At 64.9% G+C, this 22,348-nt stretch carries 15 protein-coding genes; 10 read left to right on the top strand and 5 right to left on the bottom strand.

Annotated features, from left to right (window positions below):
• The first annotated feature begins 198 nt into the window (after nt 1-198).
• From K0S66_RS07945 to K0S66_RS07935, 3 genes are read left to right on the top strand one after another with little or no spacing between them, the layout of a single operon-like run.
• Nucleotides 199-456, top strand: a complete 258-nt coding sequence (locus tag K0S66_RS07945) for a glutaredoxin domain-containing protein (RefSeq protein ID WP_301074810.1) — start codon at nt 199-201, stop codon at nt 454-456.
• Nucleotides 453-989, top strand: a complete 537-nt coding sequence (locus tag K0S66_RS07940) for a TspO/MBR family protein (protein ID WP_301074809.1) — start codon at nt 453-455, stop codon at nt 987-989. Before K0S66_RS07945 ends, K0S66_RS07940 begins: the two co-directional genes overlap by 4 nt.
• 52 nt (nt 990-1,041) lie before the next feature.
• On the top strand, nt 1,042-2,049 hold the full coding sequence (locus K0S66_RS07935; protein WP_301074808.1) for an MBL fold metallo-hydrolase: 1,008 nt from the start codon (nt 1,042-1,044) through the stop codon (nt 2,047-2,049).
• A gap of 13 nt (nt 2,050-2,062) precedes the next feature.
• Here the strand turns inward: K0S66_RS07935 and K0S66_RS07930 are convergent, their stop codons facing one another.
• Complete coding sequence (locus tag K0S66_RS07930) at nt 2,063-2,959, bottom strand: AraC family transcriptional regulator (RefSeq protein WP_301074807.1); 897 nt, start codon at nt 2,957-2,959, stop codon at nt 2,063-2,065.
• A 150-nt stretch (nt 2,960-3,109) separates the two neighbouring features.
• Between K0S66_RS07930 and K0S66_RS07925 the strand changes: the two genes are divergently transcribed.
• Together K0S66_RS07925 and K0S66_RS07920 are read left to right on the top strand one after the other, a co-directional pair.
• Complete coding sequence (locus tag K0S66_RS07925) at nt 3,110-3,835, top strand: SDR family oxidoreductase (protein WP_301074806.1); 726 nt, start codon at nt 3,110-3,112, stop codon at nt 3,833-3,835.
• Between the two features lie 164 nt (nt 3,836-3,999).
• Complete coding sequence (locus tag K0S66_RS07920; RefSeq protein ID WP_301074805.1) at nt 4,000-6,222, top strand: hypothetical protein; 2,223 nt, start codon at nt 4,000-4,002, stop codon at nt 6,220-6,222.
• 54 nt (nt 6,223-6,276) lie between these two features.
• Here K0S66_RS07920 and K0S66_RS07915 read toward each other — a convergent pair whose 3' ends face one another.
• Nucleotides 6,277-7,365 (bottom strand): NAD(+)/NADH kinase, encoded by a 1,089-nt coding sequence (locus tag K0S66_RS07915; RefSeq protein ID WP_301074804.1) that lies wholly within the window; start codon nt 7,363-7,365, stop codon nt 6,277-6,279.
• Between the two features lie 62 nt (nt 7,366-7,427).
• Between K0S66_RS07915 and gcvPA the strand changes: the two genes are divergently transcribed.
• Both gcvPA and gcvPB read left to right on the top strand, forming a co-directional pair.
• Nucleotides 7,428-8,822, top strand: coding sequence for an aminomethyl-transferring glycine dehydrogenase subunit GcvPA (gcvPA, locus tag K0S66_RS07910; RefSeq protein ID WP_301074803.1), 1,395 nt, complete (start codon nt 7,428-7,430; stop codon nt 8,820-8,822).
• On the top strand, nt 8,819-10,333 hold the full coding sequence (gcvPB, locus tag K0S66_RS07905; RefSeq protein ID WP_301074802.1) for an aminomethyl-transferring glycine dehydrogenase subunit GcvPB: 1,515 nt from the start codon (nt 8,819-8,821) through the stop codon (nt 10,331-10,333). The genes gcvPA and gcvPB overlap by 4 nt, the downstream gene beginning before the upstream one ends.
• A 110-nt stretch (nt 10,334-10,443) precedes the next feature.
• On the opposite strand, the gene K0S66_RS07900 is transcribed toward gcvPB, so the two are convergent.
• Nucleotides 10,444-11,847, bottom strand: a complete 1,404-nt coding sequence (locus K0S66_RS07900; RefSeq protein WP_301074801.1) for an aminotransferase — start codon at nt 11,845-11,847, stop codon at nt 10,444-10,446.
• A gap of 188 nt (nt 11,848-12,035) precedes the next feature.
• Here K0S66_RS07900 and K0S66_RS07895 point away from each other — a divergent pair, with 188 nt between their 5' ends.
• Nucleotides 12,036-12,809 carry an IclR family transcriptional regulator C-terminal domain-containing protein gene (locus tag K0S66_RS07895; protein WP_301074800.1) on the top strand — a complete coding sequence of 258 codons (774 nt, stop codon included), beginning with the start codon at nt 12,036-12,038 and terminating at the stop codon, nt 12,807-12,809.
• Between the two features lie 97 nt (nt 12,810-12,906).
• Here K0S66_RS07895 and K0S66_RS07890 read toward each other — a convergent pair whose 3' ends face one another.
• Nucleotides 12,907-15,234: a S9 family peptidase gene (locus K0S66_RS07890; protein WP_301074799.1), complete on the bottom strand. Its 2,328-nt coding sequence runs from the start codon at nt 15,232-15,234 to the stop codon at nt 12,907-12,909.
• A gap of 149 nt (nt 15,235-15,383) precedes the next feature.
• Here K0S66_RS07890 and K0S66_RS07885 point away from each other — a divergent pair, with 149 nt between their 5' ends.
• Nucleotides 15,384-18,248 carry a TonB-dependent receptor gene (locus K0S66_RS07885; protein ID WP_301074798.1) on the top strand — a complete coding sequence of 955 codons (2,865 nt, stop codon included), beginning with the start codon at nt 15,384-15,386 and terminating at the stop codon, nt 18,246-18,248.
• Nucleotides 18,249-18,262: 14 nt separating this feature from the next.
• The gene (locus K0S66_RS07880) at nt 18,263-20,116 is read left to right on the top strand and encodes a DUF885 family protein (protein WP_301074797.1); all 1,854 of its coding nucleotides are present in this window, start codon (nt 18,263-18,265) and stop codon (nt 20,114-20,116) included.
• 263 nt (nt 20,117-20,379) lie between these two features.
• Here K0S66_RS07880 and K0S66_RS07875 read toward each other — a convergent pair whose 3' ends face one another.
• Nucleotides 20,380-22,062 (bottom strand): DUF885 family protein, encoded by a 1,683-nt coding sequence (locus K0S66_RS07875; protein WP_301074796.1) that lies wholly within the window; start codon nt 22,060-22,062, stop codon nt 20,380-20,382.
• Nucleotides 22,063-22,348 lie beyond the last annotated feature (286 nt).

The raw sequence follows: 22,348 nt of genomic DNA, 5'->3' as shown, positions 1-22,348 counted from the left end.
GTGCGGCCCGGGCGCGAAGTCGCTTGTGTTCGCGAGCGACCATGAGTCGGCTGGTTCGACATGAGCGTACCTATAACGCCGTGGGAACGAAGGTGGAACATCGGATTGGCACGGGACGCGAGCGGCGAACATGTGGTGCCGGACGGGAACAGACGTCGCCATCCTGCGCTCTGTTGGGCAACAACGATCATTGAAGCGATGGAGAAGCTGGTGGCGGATCAAAAGTCTGCGATTTTGTACCGCATGGTGTTGCCCGATCATGTGTGCCCGTTCGGCGTCCGGGCCAAGGAGATGCTGGAGGCCGCAGGGTTTGAGGTCGACGACCGGATCCTGTCGTCGCGCGAGGAAGTCGATGCGTTCAAGGCCGAGCACGGCGTCGACACGACCCCGCAGGTATTCATCGATGACAAGCGGATCGGCGGCAGCGACGATCTGCAGCGGTATCTCGCCGCATGATCGCCGCGCGGACACAGCCAGCAACCGGCCTTTCGCGTGTTGCCGCCGCCACCATCGTCGCCGGGGTCATGGGCGTGAGCGCGGTGATCGGGCGGCGCAACGCACCTGATCGCAGCCACCCCGGTATCCGTGGATGGTATAAGCGGCTGGACAAGCCCTCATTCACGCCGCCCGATGCCGCCTTCGGCGCGGTGTGGCCGGCGCTGGAGACCGGGCTGGCCGTGGGCGGATACCGGTTGCTGCGCCAACCAGCCAGCGCCAGCCGCAACCTTGGCGTCGGGCTTTGGCTGCTCAACACCGGGATGATCGGCGGCTGGACGGAGCTGTTCTTCCGCAAGCGCGCGCTGGGCGCCAGCACAGCGGCATCGGCGATGATGGTCGGAACGGGGGCCAGCTATGTGTTGACCGCGAGCAAGGTGGACAAGCCGGCCGGGCTGCTCGGCGTGCCGTTTGTCGCTTGGCTCGGCTTTGCAACGCTGCTGGCCGAACAGGTCTGGCAGCGCAACGCAGACCGGGACGCCGTTACCCAGTGATGATCGTGGCGCGTCGCGGACGGCGTGTGCCGATCAGGCACGGCTGACGGGCGTGGCGCGCAATCGATATTATGAGGGGCCGCCCAGCGACCATTTCGACGGCACGCGCTTCTTCAATCCAGGGCAGCAATCGACCGACGCCGGGCTGTCGGCGATCCTGCGCTGGAAACTGGCGCGCGGGGCGGCGCGATGGCCGGCGAGCGTTCCGGTCACGCCCGCCATGCCGGACGCGCGGGTAGCCGGCCTGCTAGTGACGATGGTGGGCCACGCATCGACGCTGATCCAGGCAGCGGGGTGGAATATCCTGACCGATCCGGTCTGGTCGATGCGGGCCAGCCCGTTCACCTCGATCGGCCCGAAGCGGGTGACCGAACCGGGTATAAGGTTCGAGGATCTTCCCCCGATCGATGTCGTGCTGATCAGCCATGCCCATTACGACCATCTCGATCTTGCCACGTTGCGACGGCTGCAAGCAGCCCACGATCCACTGATGGCGATGCCGCTGGGCAATGATGCGATCATCCGTGCCGGCGTGCCGGACGCACGCTGCGTCACGGGGGACTGGTGGGAGGCGCTGTCGCTGGCCGAGGGGCTCACGACCACGCTGACGCCGGCTTATCATTGGGCGAACCGCTGGCCGAGCGACGTTCGCATGGCGCTGTGGAGTGGTCATTTCCTGGCGACGCCGGCGGGGACGATCTGGTTTGCCGGCGACACCGGATATGGCGATGGCGCGATCTTCACCGCCTTGCGGGAGCGCCTGGGGAGCCCCGACGCAGCGCTGATCCCGATCGGCGCCTATGCGCCGCGCTGGTTCATGGCGCCGCAGCATGTCGACCCGGATGCGGCGGTGAAGATCTTCCAGGATGTCGGCGCCCGGCGTGCGATCGGCATCCACTGGGGCACGTTCCAATTGACCGATGAGCCGCGCGGGGAACCCGCGGAATTGCTGGCCGCCGCCGCGCGCGCGGCGGGAATGGAAGCGGATCGCTTCGTCGCCGGGGAAGTGGGGCAGGTCTACGACATGCTCGATAATGTACCGATGCGCGCCAGCCGCTGAGGGATGGACAGCGTTATAGCGCCATCCCACCAGCCGGCTCAGCGTGCAGGCGTTCGATATCCTGCCGCGGTGGTGCGCCGAACAGCCGGCGATATTCGCGGCTGAACTGCGAGGGGCTTTCATAGCCGACGGCATAAGCCGCGGTGCCGGCGGTGGCGCCGTTCGCAATCATCAGCCGGCGCGCCTCCTGCAAGCGTAGCTGTTTCTGATATTCCAGCGGCGTCATCCGCGTGACCGCCTTGAAATGGGCGTGGAGCGAGGATGCGCTCATCCCCGCCTCGGCTGCGATATCTTCGATCCGCAGCCGATGGTCGAAGCCGCGGCGAATGGCAGCAATCGCGCGGCTAACCTGGTTCAGGTGGCTGCCGGCGGTCGCCACATGGCGCAGCATCGGGCCGTGCGGCCCTGTCAGCAGGCGATAGAGGATCTCGCGCTCAATCAGCGGGGCGATCGCGTCGATCGTCTCCGGACGGTCAAGCAGCCTGACCAGCCGACAGGCCGCATCGATCAGATCGGGATCGCTGGGATAGACGCCCAGCACCGGCAGGTCGGTGCGCGATATGCGCCCGCCTTCCTCGCCCAGGAGGTCTGCCAACATGGTCGGATCGAGATCGATCTTGCAGCACAGATACGGTCGGTCAGGGCTGGCATCGATGATATGGCCGACCAACGGCAGATCGACCGAGACCAGAAGGTAATGCGCGGCATCATAGATGACGCTGTGCTCCCCGATCGAGACGCGTTTCGATCCCTGGGCGATCAGGCAAAGCGACGCCTCATAGACGGCCGGTGTGGGCGTGCTGGGTTGATCGGCGCAGATCAGCGACAGTCGCGGCATCGCTGTGGGAGCAATCCCCGCGCTGCTGACATGCCGACCGATGATGCGGGCGAGTTCGGCGACCTCTTTCATGATCGCCGTGATCCTCCTCGCGGGCGGATCGCGCAAGCCAGCAGCGGCGATCCTGGAGGATCAGGCAAGGGGTTTGGAGGATCGCTCTACCGCCCGGTCCCCTCGCAACGCCATCTGGATGCTCGTGCAGACCAAGCGAAAGGAAGCATCATGACGCAGAACATCAACAAGGTAGTGCTGATCACCGGCGCATCGAGCGGGATCGGCGAGGCAACCGCCCGTGAATTGGCCGCGGCGGGCGCGCAATTGTTCATTGGCGCCCGGCGTGCCGACCGGCTGGAGGCATTGGCCGCCGAACTGGGTGACCGCGTCGCCTGGCGCATGCTGGATGTGACCGATGGCGACGATTTCGATGCCTTTGCCGCCGCGGCAGAGGCGCAGTTCGGCCGGGTCGACGTCTTGGTGAACAATGCCGGCGTCATGCCCCTGTCGCCGCTCGCCGCGCTGAAGCGGGACGAGTGGAAGCGGATGATCGACGTCAACATCAACGGCGTTCTGAACGGTATTGCCGCGGTGCTGCCGCGCTTCATCGCCCAGCGCAGCGGCCATGTGGTCAACGTTGCCTCCGTTGCGGCGCACATGGTGATGCCGACCGCAGCGGTTTACTGCGGCACCAAACATGCCGTGCGCGCGATCACCGAGGGGCTGCGACAAGAGCATGACGAGATCCGCTCCACGCTCATCTCGCCGGGGGTGGTGGCAACCGAGTTGGGCAATGACATCACCGACCCCGACGTCGCTACCGCGCTGAAGGGATGGCGGCAGAAGTCGCTGACCCCCGATGCCATCGCCCGCGCTGTGCGCTTCGCACTGGAGCAACCCGAGGGCGTCGACATCAACGAAATGATCGTCCGCCCGACCGCGGCCGACATGTGAGGACAAGAGGCGATCGTCACCGCGAATACGCGGCGGCGGGCCCCCGCTTCCCGGGGGCAAAGGCTCTCCCGTCCGCCGCCGGGCAATCCTGTTGAGGCAGGTTAAAGCCGGGAACCAGCGCGCCCGACGCCGATTACGCCAGAAGGAACATCGGAGGTGTAATTTTGGCGTCGACCACGCTGGAAGAAGCACGCAGCAGCGTCAGCCCCTATCTCCTCGCGCTGAAGGACAGCCTTGATGGCGGCGGGAAGCCGATCGTCGGGTTCGACCTCGGCGAGCTGACCGTCGAGGTGCGGGCGACACATGACTCGGTTTTCGCCATCGTTCGCCGGCCGGGTGAGGGCGGCCTGGCGGTCCGCGCCGCATATTTGGGCACCGCCTTCGAAACCCGGCTGCTGCGCGCGAAGCCGGGCGAGGCGGCGCGGATCGAGGTGACCAGTGCTGCGGGCCGGCATGAGATCACCTTCTTCCGCAACAAGGACATGCTGGAACGGCTGCGCGTAGTCGTGCGGCTGACCCCGACGCGTTCGATGGTGCTGCCGTTCGTGCCACGCGACCTGTATCCGTTGGACGAGCGAGACGATCCGCTGGGTACGACGGGCACGGTCGAGGCGGCGCAGCGCGGGCACAACGCCGGGCTATTGTATTTCCGCATTGATCAGCCGGGGTTCGGCGATGTCCTGTATTTCCAGAACCTGACGGCGCTGAACGACTATTTCCGGGCGACCGGCACGACTCCCGATGGCGTCGTGGGCGGAGAATGGCCGGAGCTGGGCTATCTGCTGCCGACACCGGCGCGGGACGTAGACCCTGCCGAGGTGGCGCTGCCCGCCGGACAAAAGATCACACTGTCCGACGCGATCCTCATCTTCCGGCATGATGCGCCCCCGCATGAGCGGGAATCGGCGCGTCGTTTCATCCAGATGCTGGGCGACGCCTACCGCATGATCGACCTGCCGGTGGTCCATTATCGCGACTGGATCGATCGTGCGGAGCGTGCCGCACGCGATCTCGCGCAGGCGCCAGAGGCGACCATCCGCCATTATGGCCATCTGTACATCCACCCGTACACCGGCGCGGAATATCCGGACATCATGGCGCAGATGTCGGTGATCGCGGCGCTTCATGGATGGGGCAAGTGGCGGGGCGAGCCGCTGCCGCTGGAGGCCGAACTGAAGAAGGGGCTGAAGAAGTTCTACGACCCCAAGCTGAAGACGCTGCGGCGGTACCTGCCCAATGTCGGAAAGGAGAAGGACGCCGATGCCGTCGACAGCTGGTATCTCTATCACCCGCTGCTGAACCTGGGCATCCTGGCGCTGGATGGTGATGAGGATGCGCGCGCGCTGTTCCTGGGCTCACTCGATTATGCGGTAAAGGCGGCGCGCCATTTCGATTACGAATGGCCGGTGCAGTATAAGGTCACCGACTTCACGGTGATCGCGAAGAACGCGCCTGCCGACGGGCGTGGCCAGACCGATGTGGGCGGGGTTTACGCCTGGGTCATGCTGCAGGCGTTCGAGCTGACCGACGACAAGACCTATCTCGACGAGGCGCGGATCGCGATCGAGAAGGCGATCGGGCTCCGCTTCAACGTCAATTACCAGGCGAACCTCACCGCCTGGGGCGCAGCGGCGTGCATGCGGTTGTGGCGGATCACCAACAACGACGTCTATCTGGAGCAAAGCTACGTCTATCTGGCGAGCTTCCTGCACAATTCGGTGATCTGGGACAGCCAGATCGGCCATGCCGCCGCTTATGAAACGTTCCTGGCGGTCACCTGCCTTCAGGACGCGCCTTATATGGCGATGTACGAATGCTTCGACAGCTTCGTCGCGTTTGAACAATATCTGCGCGACGGGGGGCCGGACCTTGAGCCCGAGGCCCGCATGCTGATCAACGAATATGGCAAATACGCGCTGTCGCGGGCGTGGTATTATTATCCCGATGCGCTGCCGCCCCAGGCAATCGCGGAGAAGCAGCGCGAAACGAACGGCCATATCGATGCCAAACTCTCCTTCCCGCTGGAGGATCTTTATCCCGACGGGCAGCAGGCGGGGCAGGTGGGGCAGGAAGTCTATGGCGCCGGCGCGGCCTTCATCTTCGCGACACGCGCCTTCCACAATGTGCCGGACGCACCATTCCGGCTGTATTGCGACTATCTGGTCCGCGGGATCGAGCGCATGGGCGACCGCGCCCTGACGATCACGCTCGATGGCAGCGAGCCGTGCACCGCCAATCTGCGGCTGGTACGGCTGAAACGACACAAGCTGCCGCGAACGAACGTGACCGCGGCGGCCGGCGACACGCTGCGCCCCTATGCGAGCGACGAGGACCGGATCGACTACCATGTGCCGGCCAGCGGCAGGCTGGTGATCACCTGGGAGTAAAGCGAGCCGGTTGGGTTCGCGTGGGCCGCTTGGCGGTCTCGCAATGTCGGGGGCTCAGGCGGCGCGTACCTTCATCATCATCGATCGTCCGGGCGCGACATGGACGCGCAGATAACTCTCCAACTCGCGGTCGAGGCTCGCGTCGCCGCTATCCACCAGCAGGGTGGCGTCGTGGAGCGCGACCAGCTTTGCCGCGTCGGCCAGCACCGTCAGACCTTTCTGACGGGCACAGGCAATCACCACCGCATCGATCTGCTGGTTGCCTCGGCCAAGGAGAAAGCCCTGTCCGCCAATCACTCCCAAGACGAGGCGCGGGGGCGTTGCGGCGGCGAGCGCGCGGAGCGCCTGTGCGTCGGCGTCAATCGCCACCGGCTCGCCATGGGCGTAGGCGTCGACGCCGAGCAACGTGCCTTGGCCTGCCAGCGCCTGCTTCACCATCATCATCGTCGCGCCGGGGCCGATGACCGCCAGCGGTTCGTCGCGTAACTCGCGCGAAAGCGCGGCAGCGGCACGTTCCAGATCGGCCGCTGCGCTGCCTGCCAGGGTGGCTTTCGCAGCCTGCATGCCGCGCGATCGCGGGATCGGCATCGCACCGTATAGCGTGATCGCGCCCTGATCATCACGATCCATGACGTCGGCGACGACCGGAGGGCGACCGTGCCCCTGTAACCAGTGCCGCAGGATCGTTCCGGCGGTGCCCGGGCTGGTGGCGAAGGCCGCACTATGCATCTTCACCCCGGCAGGTATCCCAAGCATCGGGAGCGACCCGAGGTTCGCGGCGAGAAGGTCACGCGCAGTGCCATCCCCGCCGGCGAAGGCCAGCAGATCGACGCCGGCTGCGGCGATCGCGCCGGCTGCGGCGACCGTGTCTGACGGCGCGCTCGGGTTAGTGGCCGGCGCATGTACGACCTGAACCGAAAGCGATGCCTGGCGAGCAGCGTCCTCTCCCATCGCTCCTGCGCTGGTGACGATGGTACATGGATGACCGGCTAGCGCGGCGAGCGCCGTTGCGGCGCGTGTACTCGTGAGTGACGGCACACCCGCCCCCGCCGCCAAATGCGCCGGGATCGCGCCATCCGATCCCTTCAGCGCCAGCGGCCCGCCGACCCCTGCGACCGGGTTGACAATCAGGCCGAGACGCACGCAAGTCCTGTTCGCACTGCAATCATTATGTGCGCCCTTAGCACAAAACGACGAGAGGCTCCATGCCAGCACCGGACCGCGCGCATCCTTTCATGCCGAATTCCACGGCGCAGCAGCGGGCCGACCTGCTGCGCGCGATTGGCGCTGATACGACCGACGCGCTGTTCGGGCAGATCCCCCAGCATCACCGCCTGCGCACTCCGATCACGATGGCACCGGCGCTCAGCTCCGAGGTGGAACTGGCGCGGCACCTCGACGGCCTGCTGACGCAGAACCGGCCGGCCGCGGCGATGACGAGCTTTCTCGGCGGGGGATGCTGGCAGCACCATGTGCCGGCAGTAGTAAACGAGATCGTCAACCGCGCCGAATTCCTGACCCCCGTGTGGGGCACGCCCTCCTCGGACTTCGGACGCAACCAGGCGTGGTTCGAGTTCACCAGCCAGCTCGGCGCGCTGCTGGAACTCGAGATGGTCGGTCTGCCGGTGTACAGCTGGGGCTGCGCTGCCGGCCATGCGCTGAGGATGGCGGCGCGGTTGAACGGGCGCCGCCGCGTACTGGTGCCGGCGCGGATGTGCCCGGAGCGCCGCGCGGTGATCAATTCATACTGCGCCTCTGCTGGTGCGGATCGCGGGATCGTGGTCGAAACCTATCCCTGTGACCTGCTGGGTCGCGCCGATGTCGATGCGTTGCGCGCGCTGGCGGATGACGGGATCGCCGCCCTGTATTTCGAAAATCCGGCGTTCCTCGGCGGGCTGGAACATCGGGTGGCCGACATCGTCGATATCGCGCATGCGGTCGGGGCGGAGGCGGTGGTCGGTGTCGATCCGATCAGCCTTGGCGTCATCGCGGCGCCCGGCGCCTATGGTGCGGACATTGCGGTCGGCACGATCCAGACGCTCGGCATCCACATGCACGCCGGTGGCGGGCTGGGCGGCTTCATCGCGTCGCGCGACGAGGAACGCTACACCGCCGAATATCCGACCCTGCTGAACAGCATCACCGAGACGGTCGACGGCAAGATGGCGTTCGGCATGATGCGGTTCCACCAATCCTCCTACGGATCGCGTGAGGAGGGGAAGGACTGGACCGGCAACTCGACCTATCTCTGGGCGGTCGGCGCCAGCGTTTACATGGCGCTGCTCGGCCCGGCGGGGTTCCGCGAAGTGGGCGAGCTGATCCTCGATCGATCGCACCGTGCCGCCGAGCGGCTGGCCGGGATTGCCGGAGTGTCCGTCCCGGAGACGGGCGGGTTCTTCAAGGAATTCCCACTTTCCTACGATCGCGCGGATGTCGCCGGCGTCGATGCCGCACTGCGTGCGCGCAACATCCTGGGCGGGATCGATGTCGGGGCGCTGTGTCCCGAACTGCCGTCGGCTGCGCTGTACGCCTTCACCGAAATTCATAACGATGCCAGCGTGGATGCGCTGGGCGTCGCGTTGCAGGAGATCCTGGCATGACGCTTCGTCGCTATCACGCGCCCGTGTGGGACGAGCCAATCATCATGGAAATGGGCGCGCCCGGGCGGCGGGGGCAGCATTTTCCGCTGGTTGAAGGGGGGGAAGCGCGCGTTCCCACTGCGCTGCGTCGTGCGAACCCGCCCGCGCTGCCGGAGAATTCCGAGCCTGACGTGCTGCGCCACTATCTGCGCCTCTCCCAGGAGACGATGGGCATGATCGGCATCAGCCTGTTCGGCACCTGTACGATGAAATACAATCCCCGTCGCGGCGAGCAGGCGGCGATGCGGCGCGAGATAGCCGGCGTCCATCCGGCCCAGCATCCCGATACGGTCCAGGGTCTGCTGGCGGCGGTGCACGGGATGGAAGAGGCGCTGTGCGCACTGTCAGGCATGGAGGGCTTTACCTTCCAGCCGGCGGGCGGGGCGGATGCCGCCTATACGCAGGCGTGCATCACGCGCGCCTGGCACGCTGCGCGTAGCGAAGCGGAGCAGCGAACCGAGATCATCACCAGCATCCAGTCGCACCCGTGCAATCCCGCAACCGCCGCAACCGCCGGATTCGACGTGATCACCCTGCCGCTGGGGCCGAACGGCTATCCCGAACTGGACGCGCTGCGCGCCGCGGTGTCGTCAAAGACGGCGGCGCTGATGATCAACAACCCCGACGACATGGGCGTTTATAATCCCGAGATCGATGAATGGGTGCGGATCGTGAAGGCGGCTGGTGGCCTTGCCTTCTACGATCACGCCAATTTCAACGGTGTGATGACGAAGATCCGCGCCCGGGATCTCGGCTTCGACGCGTGCATGTTCATGCTGCACAAGACGTTCGGTGTGTCGAAGGGCGGCGGCGGGCCGGCGGTAGGTGCTTATGGCTGTTCGGCGGAGCTGCTGCCGTTCCTACCGGGGCCGCGCGTGGTGCGTAATGATGATCGTTTCGCGCTGGCGGACGGATCGGTCGATGCACCCAAGGTGCGCGAATATCTCGGCAATCTGCATCAGGTGTTCAAGGCCTATGCCTGGGTTCGCGCGATGGGGCTCGAGGGCCTGTCCGAAGCGTCCGACATGTCGGTGCTGCTGAACAATTACATGGAAAAGCGCCTGCTTGAAGTCCGCGGTGTCACCCGCTCGCATCCCGACATGCCGGGATGGCGTCTGGAAATGACGCGCTTCAGCATGGAGAAACTGTTCGAGGAAACCGGGGTCGGCGCGCTCGACGTTCAGAACCGCATGGGTGATTTTGGCATCGACGCCTTCTGGCTGAGCCACGAGCCGTGGATCGTGCCGCAGCCGTTCACGCCGGAAGCGGGAGAGATGTGGTCGCGCGAGGACGTGGACTATTGGATCAACGTACTCGCCCATGTCGTGGACGAGGCGTATCGCGATCCGGAGATGGTGAAAACCGGACCGCACAATCAGGTCGTGAAGCCGCTGGCGGCGCGCAACCTGGATGATCCGGCGATCGGGTCGACCACCTGGGCGGCGCATCAGCGGAAGAACGCCGCGGGCTGATCGGCAAAGACATGACCGTTAGAAAGGGGGCGCGTACCGACACGGTACGCGCCCCCTTTGCGCTCGTCCGGGCCGCCGCATCCGGGGAAGCGGCGGCGGCGGGTCTCAGATCAGGCGTCGCCGCTGGCGCGCAGTTCGGCCAGAACCTGATCCGCGGCATCGCGGAAGGCGGCAACTGAACGATCGATCTCTTCGCGCTGGATGACGAATGGCGGGGAAAAGGCGACGGTGTCTGCGGAGGGAAGCGCACGGCCAATGACGCCGCGGTCCAGCGCGCCCTTCACGATGCGCGCCGCGACCTTCAGCGCGGGATCAAAGGCGACCGGACCGGTCGCGCGGATTTCCTTCACGAATTCGACCGCGCCGATCAGTGCCTGACCGCGTACTTCGCCGACCAGCGCGTGATCCGCAAAGGCAGCGCGCAGCGACGCCTGCATGTGCGCACCTTCGTCAGTGACGCGGGCGAGCATGTTCTCCTTCTCGATCAGGTCGAGGTTGGCGAGCGCTGCGGCGGCGCCCAGCGGATGGCTGGAATAGGTGTAGCCGTGGCCAAAGGCGCCGAACTGGCTGCCGGCGCCACTAAGCACGTCCCAGACATGCTGGCCGACAATGCAAGCGGAGAGCGGGAAATAGGCCGAGGTCAGCCCCTTCGCGACGGTGATCATGTCAGGCTGCATGTCGAGCAGTTCGGACCCGAACATCGCGCCAAGTCGGCCGAAGCCGCAAATCACTTCGTCGGCGATCAGCAGGATGTCGTGGCGACGCAGCACGTCGCGCATCGCGGCATAATAGCCCTCTGGCGGCGCAATCACCCCGCCGGCGCCCATCACTGGCTCCATGATCATCGCGCCGATCGTGTCCGCTCCCTCGCGCGCGATCAGTTCCTCCAGGTCGGCGACCAGCTTCGCGGTGAATTCCGCATCGGTCAGGCCATGGCCTTCCCATAGCCGGCGGGGCGCAGTGGTGTGGCGGATCATCGGCAACGGCAGGTCGAAGCCGGCATGAAGTCCGGGGAGGCCGGTGAGCCCGGCGGTCATGATCGTCACGCCATGATAGCCGCGCTGGCGTGCGATGATCTTCTTCTTCTGCGGGCGGCCCAGCGCGTTGTTGTAATACCACACCAGCTTCACCTGGGTGTCGTTCGCGTCCGATCCGGAATTGCCGAAGAACACCTTTGACATGCCGGCGGGCGCCATCTCGATCAGGCGCGCGGCCAGGATCGCCGGCTTGTCGCTGCTCATCGAGGAGAAGGCGTGGCAATAGGACAGCTGGTTTGCCTGATCGCGCAGCGCGTCGGCGATTTCGGCGCGTCCATAGCCGACGTTAACGCACCACAGGCCGGCCATGGCATCGACATAATCGACGCCACGTTCATCGGTGAGCACCGCGCCCTTGCCCTTGGTGATGACGACCGACGGGCCGCTGCGTTCATGGTCGGCGAGCATGGTAAAAGGGTGAAACACGAACTTGCGGTCGATCTCCGCTGTGCTGAGACCGGAACTGCCGATTACCATTACGTATAACCCCTTGCTCGTCACGCGAACACATGTGCGCTATGTGGTATTAACGAGCGGCAGCGCGATTGTGCAAGGGGATGGCGCATTCCGGCGCGCGTGGGAATCGACGCATTGGCTGAAGCATTGTACGCCGGCTTCAAACAACGCCGTGGCGACCGACTGTCGAGCAAGGCAAAGGAGTGAATATGGTTTCAGCCGAACAGGACGTTAGTGATCGAGACTATGTGAATTCTCTTGCCCGCGGGCTTGAAGTCATATCGTCGTTCACTCGTACGCGGCCGAAGATGACCTTGAGCGAGATCTCCCGCGCGACGGGAATGACGCGCGCCACAGTTCGGCGATTCTTGTTGACGCTGGTGCGCGAAGGATATGCTGAAAAGGATGACAAGCTTTTCAGCCTCAAGCCAAAGGTGCTTGAGCTTGGTTATTCAGCGCTTTCGTCGATGGGTATTCTGGACGTGATCCAGCCGGTGATGAATGACCTTTCGCGCAATCTTCAGGAGTCGGTATTTGCCGCGGTCCTGACGGGCGATTACGTAACCTATATCGCACGGGCGACATCCGAACGGTTGGTCAACGTCAGCATCACCATTGGCAGCACCACGCCCGCTCATGCGGTCTCCACCGGGCGCGTTCTGCTGGCGGCGGAGCCCAATGACGCGCTTGAGCGGTATATCGATCGGGTGAAGCTGGAGCCGATTACGCCGCACACCGTGACGTCGAAGGTCAAGCTGCGCGCCGAGATCGAGAAGGTCCGGCTGGAAGGCTATAGCTTCGTCGATCAGGAACTGGAGGTTGGGCTCGGCTCGCTCTCGGTGCCGGTCCGCAATCGCGAGGGACGTGTCCTGGCCGCGCTGAACGTGTGCTGCCCGACGGCCCGAGTCACCTCTGACGACATGCGCAAGAACATCCTGCCCGAACTCATCGCCGCGTCGCAGACGGTCACGCGCGGGATGTGAAAAGATGACCTTCCGAGACGCAGTCTGCGTGTCGGGAGGCCTTCAGGTAAGTAAGGTGCCGCCGTCGACCGTCGGCGCGGCACCTCTTCTCATGCGATCAACTAGCGGACGTGAGCTTGGCCCTGGGAGGCGGCGTCGCCGCTGCCCGGTTGAAGTTCGGCGTGCTTTCACGGCGCAGCGTGCGCACGAAGAAGCTGTATTGGCGGCGGAGCACATATTCCATTGGCTCCTCCGACCGACCGACACCATGGTCCGCGCCAGGCACCACCAGCAGGTCGAAATCCTTGCCCGCCTTGATCAGGCGATCGGCCACTTGCATCGTCACCGCCGGGTCGACGTTCATGTCCAGCTCGCCGGAGATCAGCAGCAGATCGCCCTTCAGCCGCCAGGCATTGTCGATGTTGGATGATCGCGAATAGCTTTCGTCGATCGGCCAACCCATCCACTGTTCGTTCCAGCTGACCTTGTCCATGCGGTTGTCGTGACACCCGTTGTAGGCGACCGCTGCCTTGTAGAAATCGGGGAAGAACAGCAGGCCGCCCAGCGCGTTCTGCCCACCCAGCGATCCACCATACAGGCCAACGCGGTCGACATCGTAATAGCTGTACTTGGCTGCCGCGGCGCGGTGCCATGCGATGCGATCGGGCGCGCCGCCTTCACCGACATTCTTCCACGTGACGTCATGAAAGGCCTTCGACCGGTGCAGCGTGCCCATCCCGTCGATCTGGACGACGATGAAGCCGAGGTTCGCCTGCGCCTGCATGCCGACCACCTCGTCGCCGCCGGCATGGAAGCCGAACGGCCACCACTTCTTGGGCACAAAGGCGTCGAAGCCGGCGCCGTAGATGTTCTCGATCACCGGATACTTCTTGGCCGGGTCGAAATCGGCAGGCCGTACGATCACGCCCCAGATGTCGGTCTTTCCGTCGCGACCCTTGGCGACAAACGTCTCCGGCGCCTTCCACCCTGCGGCGAGCAGGCGCGAGATGTCGGCCTTTTCGATCGTCTCGACCAGTGAAGCATCGGCGGTGCGCCGCAACTCCGCCACGGGCGGCATGTCGGTGCGCGAGTAGATGTCGACATAATGCTGGCCGTCGGGCGAGAAGGTCACCTCATGGAAGGCGTCCGCCTGCGTCAGCCGGCTCAGGCCGCGGCCGTCGAAACCGATGCGGTAGTAATGCTGAAGGTAGGGGTCACCACGTTCGCGGCCGTTGGCGGCGAAGATGATCGTGCGGGTCGCAGGATCGACGCTGACGATGCGGCGGACGACCCAATCGCCCTTGGTGATCTGGTTGCGGATCTTCCCGCCGCGGCCATCGACCAGGTACAGATGGTTCCACCCGTCGCGTTCCGACATCCAGATGATCTCGCGGCCCGTCCCGTCGACGTCGCGATAATCCATGCGCGGGGCGTAGACGAAGGTGTCGGAGCGTTCGGCCATCACTTCGCGCGGCTTTCCGGTGCGCGCGTCAACCTCGACCAGACGGTACACGGCGTGTCCCCGCTGATTGTAGGTGAAGGCGAAGCTGGCGGAATCCTTTCGCCACGTGACCTTCCCCAGCTGATACGGATTGTCGAACAGCGCGGGGTCGATGTCGATCTGCTTGGCGGCGGCAACATCGAACAGGATCGGGCGATCGATGTCGATCGCGTCGCCGGGCTTTGGATAAAGCTGAGTGATCAGCTTGGGTTCGAGTTGATCCGAGGGGGAGCTGGCAACGCGATAAATCTCGCGCCGATGGCCCGCACGGACGCGGTTGATCACCACGCGGGAGGAATCGGGCGACCAGGTGATCGTTTCGGGATCGTAGAAATTGCCGGGCGATCCATCGCCGCTGCGGACCAGCTCACGACCGTCCGCCGCCTGCCGTACGACCAGATTGTCCCCCTCCACCGTTGCGACATAGCGCCGGTCGGGCGAGTGGCGTGGGCTGTTGTCGGCCGGTACGCTGAGATCGCGCAGTACGCCGATCACTTTGGGGCGGCCGGGCGCGGCGGGGATGGCCCCGCAGACATAGGTATCCAGCGCGCACGAAAGGCGGCGATCGGCGACGGTGATCAGGATAGCGCGATCGTCGGATGAAAAGGCGAACTCGCTTAACAGCAGGCGATCGGGGCGATAGGTGCTGCCCGTTATCGTGCTGATGGCAGCGGCGAGGCGTGAATGATCGAACGCGTCGCGCCTCTGCTTGTCCGCCAAGCGAACACTAATGAAGCGAAATCCATCGTTCTCGGTGCGGCGATAGTGGAAGTGGCTACCATCGTGTGACCACACGGCTGCATCGGCGACCCCATCGGTCAGGTGCATCGTACGCTCGCGCAGGCTCAGCGCGTCGGCATAGGCAGCTTCGCTCGGCTGCGCCGCGGCAGCCCCAGCATAAGCGAGCAAAAAAGCGCCCGCTGTTGCAGCCTGAACTAAGCGCATCAGATCCCTCCAGAAAGTTCCACATACCGCGGATAAATCGCAAATATGTTGTGTTCTGCGCCCCGACTACGCAGGAAAATGCTTGACGACAAGTGCGCCATACGAACAAAACGGCGCCTTGCGAACGATAAAGCAAGAGGGGTTTGTTGATGACTAGGGCTTCCGCAGCCAGGCGTATCCTGTTGACCAGCGCTGCGCTGTTTGTGTCGATTCCGGCTGTCGCGCAGGAGGCGAGCGGGGATCTGGCGGGTCAGGCAGTCCCGGATAATGCCGGCGGCGATATCGTGGTGACCGGCTCTCGTATTGCGGTGCCCAATCTGCTGTCGAACAGCCCGATCAACACGACGGACTCGCAGGAGCTCGCGCTCCAGGGGACGGTCAACGTCGAGGATACGCTGGTCGAAATTCCGCAGGCGACGCCCGGGACCAGCAGCACCAACAACAATGGCAGCAACGGCACGACCACCGTCAACCTGCGCGGCGTGGGTGATATCCGCACGCTCGTCCTGGTTGATGGCAAGCGCTGGATGCCGTCGGGCAATACCGGCGTGGTCGACCTGAACACGATCCCCGTCGCGCTGTTGAAGCGGGTCGAGGTCGTCACCGGCGGCGCGTCCGCCGTCTACGGTTCGGACGCGCTCGCAGGCGTCGTCAATTTCATCTTCAACGATCGCTTCGAGGGCGCGCAGCTCGGCCTGACGTCGCAGATAACCGAGCGAGGCGATGGCCATCTGTTCGACGCGAACCTGACGGTCGGCGGCGAATTCGCCGATGGTCGCGGACACATGACGATGTGGGGCGGCTACACGAAGCGGGAGCCGATCTTCCAGGGGCAGCGTGAATTCTCGCGTTATGCCCTGCAGCCCAGCCGCGATCGCACCAGTCTGATCCGTGCGGGATCGACCACGTCCTTCCCGGCGAACATCGTCCTGTCGGCACCGGGCAACCGCGGCATCGACGGCGATGGCGACGGTACCGTCTCCTTCGGCCCCGGTGGCACGCTGAACAGCCAGGCGAGCTTCTACAACACCAACCCGGTGAACTACCTCCAGGTCCCGCAGGAGCGCTGGCTCGGCGGTGCGAACGTCCGCTACGACATCACCGACGCGATCGAAGCGTTCGGCCGTTTCACCTTTGCGCACAACCGCGTCTCGACTCAGCTGGCGCCGAGCGGCACCTTCTTCGCCTCCTTCGCGCTCAATCCCGACAATCCCTTCCTCGCGCCGGCCACCGTCGCTGCGTTGCGCGTGGAGGCGGGTGCCGGCGGTGTCGATGCGAACGGCAACCTGCGCACCCAGATCGGCTATCGTTTTGCCGCGCCGCGCTTCTCGGAATTCACCCGCAATGCCTTCCAGGTGCAGGGCGGCCTGCGCGGCAAGGTGGGCGCATGGAATTGGGAAGTCTTTGCGCAGCATTCGCGCACCGATCTGAACACCCAGCTGACCGGTGACGCGAACCTTGGCCTCATCCAGCAGGCACTGCAGGTGCGCAACGTCAACGGCACGCCGCAGTGCGTCGATCCGACCGGCGGCTGCGTGCCGCTGAACATCTTCACCAACGATCCGTCGTCGGTGAGCCAGGCCGCGCTCGACTTCATCTCGCTGGATCTGCAGGTCCAGGCGATGACTCGCCAGACGGTCGCCGGCGGTACGCTGTCGGGCGACCTGGGCGACTTCAAGTCGCCGTTCGCCGACAATCCGATCGGCCTCGCGTTCGGTGTCGAATATCGCGACGAGGGTTCAAGCTATCGTCCCGACGCCAATTACGAGGCGGGCCGATCGGCAGGCTTCGGCACTGCGGCCAGCGTCGTCGGCAACTTCAATGTGAAGGAAGCCTTTGGCGAAATCCGCATCCCGCTGATCGAATCGCGACCCTTCTTCGAGGCGCTGTCGTTCGAAGGCGGCTATCGCATTTCGGATTATTCGACCGCTGCCGGCACGGTGCACACCTTCAAGGCAGGCGGTGACTGGGCTCCGGTTCGCGACATCCGCTTCCGCGGCCTGTACCAACGCGCGGTTCGTGCGCCGAACATCAACGAGCTGTTCCAGCCGCAGGTCGAAACCGCCGTCACCGGCATCGATCCGTGCGCCGGCGTCAGCCCGACCGCGGGTCAGGCACTGTGCGAGGCGACCGGCGTGCCGTCGGGCCGATATGGCGCGGTTCCGCTGCCACCGGCCGGTCAGTTTCAGGGGTTCACCGGCGGTAACCCGAACCTGAACGTCGAGAAATCGGACACGTACACGATCGGCGTGATCTTCCAGCCGACGTTCATTCCCCGGCTCGTCGTGTCGGTCGACTATTACAGCCTGAAGATTGTCGACGCGATTGAATCGCTGGCGGGTGGCGCACAGAATGCGCTGAACGCCTGCTATTTCAACACGCAGAACATCAATTCGGTGTTCTGCCAGAGCATCCTGCGTGATCCGATCAACGGCTCGCTGTTCGGCGGCAACGAAACCGGCGTGTACGCCACGCTGGTCAACACCGGCCGGATCGAGACCAAGGGCTTCGATTTCGCGGTCAACTATTCGGTGCCGGTCGGTTCGGGGCAAGTCCGCTTCGGCGGCAACGCCACCTATGTCGACAGCTTCATCCGCCAGGGCGGTGAAGGGCTTCCGGCATATGAATGCTCGGGCCGCTTCGGCGCGATCTGCAACGGCCTGATCCCGCAGTTCAAGTCGACCAGCCGTCTCGCTTACGAGAACGGTGGGACCATCGTCTCGCTGCGTTGGCGCCACATCGGCAAGGTGGAGCTCGACCGCTTCGCCCTGGGGACCGATACGCGTCCGTCGCCGGTCACCAGCCTGCGCGCCGCAAACTATTTCGACCTCGATACTTCGCTGAACGTGACCGAGGCCTTCACGCTGACGGCGGGCATTTCCAACCTGTTCGATCGCCAGCCGCAGGTGTTCGGCAACGACGTCGGCGGGCTGGGCGCCACCGCGAACACCTATCCGGGCACCTATGACGGCCTGGGCCGGATGTTCCGCATCGGTGCGGTCGCGAAGTTCTAAGGCAAGGGAATAGCATGACGATGGATCGGCGGAGCCTTTTGAAATCCGGCGTCGCATTTGCTGCGGTCGCCGCCGTTCCCGGCAGGGCGCTGGCCCAGGCCGGGAGTGGGGCTCCCCGATCCGATCCTGCCACTGCGGCGCAGCTCGATGCCCTTTATTCCCGAGTGTGGAAGGAGGAAATCGCAGCCACGCCGCAGAAGCTGACGTCGCTGGGGCTGGACCGCGCGCCCGAACATGCCGCGGCGCGCCGGCTGCTCAACGATCGGTCAGAGGGGGCGTTCGCCCGTTCTATGGATACGCTCCGGCGTGCCCGGACAGAACTGGCTCGTATCGACACCAGGAAGCTTGCCGGGATCGACCTCGTCAATCACCGCTCGATGAGCTTCTACGCCGACATCACGCTCGAAGGGTATGACCGGTTCAAATTTGGCGAGCCGGGCTACCCGCGCGCCTATGCCGTCAACCAGCTCGATGGCACGTACAACAACATCCCCGACTTCCTCGACACCGCGCACCGGGTCGAGACGACGGAGGATGCCGAGGCGTATCTGAGCCGGCTGGATGCCTTTGCCACGGTGCTCGACCAAGACACCGAACGTTCGCGGCGCGATGCTTCCCGGGGTGCCGCTGCCCCCGACTTCATCCTCGACACCTGCATCAAGCAGATTTCGCTGTTGCGCGGCGTACCTGCCGCGCAGTCGACGCTTGCCATGTCGGTCGCGCGGCGTGCGGCGGCCCGGGGCGTGGCCGGCGACTGGGCAAAGCGATCCGCCGGGCTGGTCGAGAAGCGTGTCTATCCCGCGCTTGATCGGCAGATTGCCGAGCTGCGGCGCCAGCGGCAGACCGCCAATCACGATGCGGGCGCATGGCGCTTGCCGGATGGCGAGGCATACTACGACTGGGGCATCCGCCTCTTCAACACCAAGCCGTTCAGCGGGGACGAAATCCACCGCCTGGGCCTCGAGATGGTGGCGCAGCATACCGCCGATATCGAGGGGATCCTGAAGCCGGGCGGCTATACCAAGGGAACGCTGGGCGAGCGCATCCACGCGATGGCGATCGACATGAACGGCGTGTACGAAAACTCGGACGCCGGCCGCGCGAAGATGCTGGTCGACGCCACCCGACAGATTGATGAGATCAGCGCGCTGCTGCCGCAGTACTTTCGGACCCAGCCACGCGCCTCCGTCGTGGCGAAACGCATTCCCCAGGCGATCGAGGCGGGCAAGGCAGGGGGCTATTACAGCCGCGGCAGCATCGATGGCACCGTGCCCGGATCGTATTTCATCAACATGCGCGAGATGGAGGATCGCTCCGTCGTCGGCCTGGCGACCCTGACGCACCATGAGGCCGTTCCCGGCCATCATATGCAGATCTCGCTTTCGCAGGAGAATGAAAGCATTCCGATCTGGCGCCGAACGATGGAATGCAGCGCCTATGTCGAGGGGTGGGCGCTGTACGCGCAGACCGTCGCCGACGAGATGGGCGTGTTCGCGAACGATCCGCTTGGCCGCCTGGGCTATCTGCAGAGCGAACTGTTCCGCGCCGCGCGCCTAGTTGTCGATAGCGGCCTCAATCACCACCGCTGGAGCCGTGAGAAGGCGATCGACTATATGGTCGCCGCAACCGGCAACAGCCGCGATTCCGTGACCTCGGAAGTCGACCGCTACTGCCTCATCCCGGGGCAGGCGCCGAGCTACAAGATCGGCCAGCGCGAGTGGATCCGCCTGCGGGAGGATGCCCGCCGGCGCCTCGGCGCACGCTTCGATATCCGCGCCTTCCATGATGCAGGTCTGTTGTCGGGCATCATGCCGCTGGGCGTGCTGGAGCAGCTGATCGAGGAGTGGATCGGCAGACAGGCCGCCTGACCGGTCCATCACAGCGGTAGACGTAAATGGAGGCGCGGGCGTTGAGTCCGCGCCTTTTTGCGTGGGTCTTTGTTCGGACGGCTGCTGGCCCGCATTGGACAGCGAGCAGTGCCTGACGCTCAACCGGACGGCATCGCCATAAAAGAAGAGGGTGCCAGCCATAGGCCAGCACCCTTCAGGTTTTGGGACCCCGGCGCGGGAACATGCGTGATGACGCCGAGGATTTGGCCGCACTGCTGGGGGGCAGTGGCGGCCGGCCGTGGTTACGCGCCTCCGGGGAGAGGATCGCGTCGCCAGAAAGTCGAGACTTCGTCGTCGTTGCCCGTCATCTCAAAGCGGATCAGTGACAAAGGTATGCGCCCGATCGTCATCATGCGATCGTGGAAGTCACGGAGGACGAACTTGTCCGCTTGCTGCCGCCGTACGTCGCCCAGCAGCTTCTGCATCTCGATCATCCCGACCGTGTAGCCCAGGCCATAGCCAGGCGGCCGGCGAAGGTAGATCTCGGCATCGACACGCGCGACATCGGGGTCCAGCCATGGCGTGTACTTCTGCCACTCGGCCACCACTTCAGACACAGTGGCCCGGTTGAGCTGAAGGTCGAGGTCGCCCGCGACCCGCACCGCTCGGAAAATGCCGAACAGGTCGATCAGCTCACGCGTGCGGGCGCGGTCCTTGTCGAAGAAGCCGAGCCGCTGGGCCGCTTCCTCCAGATAGGTGCCCCAGCCTTCGGCACGAACGCCGTCGTTGATCTTGCTGCGGATCGGATGGGTATCACGCTTGCCCATCTGCCCGTCAAAGGCATGCCCCGGGATGGTGGCGTGGAACAGGTCGGGGCTGGGGTCGCGATACTGGATCTGCTCCCAGAAATTCGGCCCGTTCGGGCGAACGATCCACGGCACGTTGACGTAGAGATAGCCGATGTCCGCCGGGACGGTGATGATCTCCTCGTCCTTCAGGAAGGCGTGGATGTCGCGCAGCGTGTCGGCCTTGCGCTTCTCATACTCCGCCTCGGTCTGCGGCAGCGTGAGTTCCGGCAGCTTGCGGTTCCGGTGCTTTTCCAGCGCGTGCATACCCCACAGGCGCTCGGTCTCGCGATGGCCGATCGTGCGCAGCTGATCCGTATTATACGGCAGCAGCTTCACGTTCTTCACGTACCAGTTGAAATTCGCTTCGCCCACGCCGGCGGGTGCGGTCATGCGGGGGCGCTCGGCCTGCAACCAGGCCAGCAGATCGGCCGCGGCGGCGCGGGCGGCGCGAATGTCGGGCAGCACGGCCGGCTGCACGGTGCGTGCGCGACCTTCCAGATCATCGAACCACCCGATGATTCCGGCCGGTGGCACCTTGCGATACGGGTGGCCGTGCCCGACGCCATCGGCATTGGTCAGGTTGTGCAGCGCCAGATCGGCATAGTCCCCCGGCACGTTGCGTAGTGTCGCCTTCGCCCGCGCGACGATCGCCGGCATCTCGCGCAGCTGCCCGCGCAACGTGGTCAACGCCGCGCCCTTGGCGGGGAGCTCGGTGAACGACACGCGCAGCAGCTGGTCGACATAGAAGCCCGGGTCGCGCTCCCACGGCTTTGACACCCGCAGGAGGAAATCCTCCTCGTTCATCTTCGCGCGGGCGGCGAGCCAATCCACCTGCTCGGCGCGCTGCCAGCCGGCGACGTTCATGTTCTCCATCGCCTGCAGATAGCCCGCCACCTTGGCGCGGCGCCCCTCGACTGCAGCCGGGCTGAAGTCGCTGGTTTTCGCCTGCGCGGTGCGCCAGCTAAGGAAGTCACCCCATGTCCGCAGCAGATCCTGGTGGCTGCCCTGGCCAGCCGGTGGTCGGGCGACGGAAGCGGCAACGGGCCTCGTCGCGCCCTGTGCGGCGGCAATCCCAGGCGTCGACGCCATCAGCACGGCCGCAACGACCAGCGTCAGCGGCCGGTGTGTGAAGGACATGATCTCAACTCCCAAAGCCTGTCGTTTCTTGGCGCAAATCGCGCGTTGCAGGAGGAATGCCAGCGCGACTACGATCGCTCAGCGGACACCCTGCAGTCAGTGCGTACTATCAAGCGGGCAGCTCGCGGCTGTCAAGAATATATCGACAGGCGAACATACAGTCGCATAGCGCACATTGTGTCTGGCCTCGTTGAGGGTGCTGTGTCATGGCTCCAGCACAAGCGGCCGAACGTGCGTTCATCCACGATCTCTGGTCGCAGTTTGGGCTTCGGCGGGTGGTCGACAG

The organism is Sphingomonas sp., assembly GCF_029239295.1.
Classification (GTDB): domain Bacteria; phylum Pseudomonadota; class Alphaproteobacteria; order Sphingomonadales; family Sphingomonadaceae; genus Sphingomonas.
The sequence above is the reverse complement of the archived record's forward strand: the minus strand, read 5'-3'. Positions and strand labels throughout refer to the sequence as shown.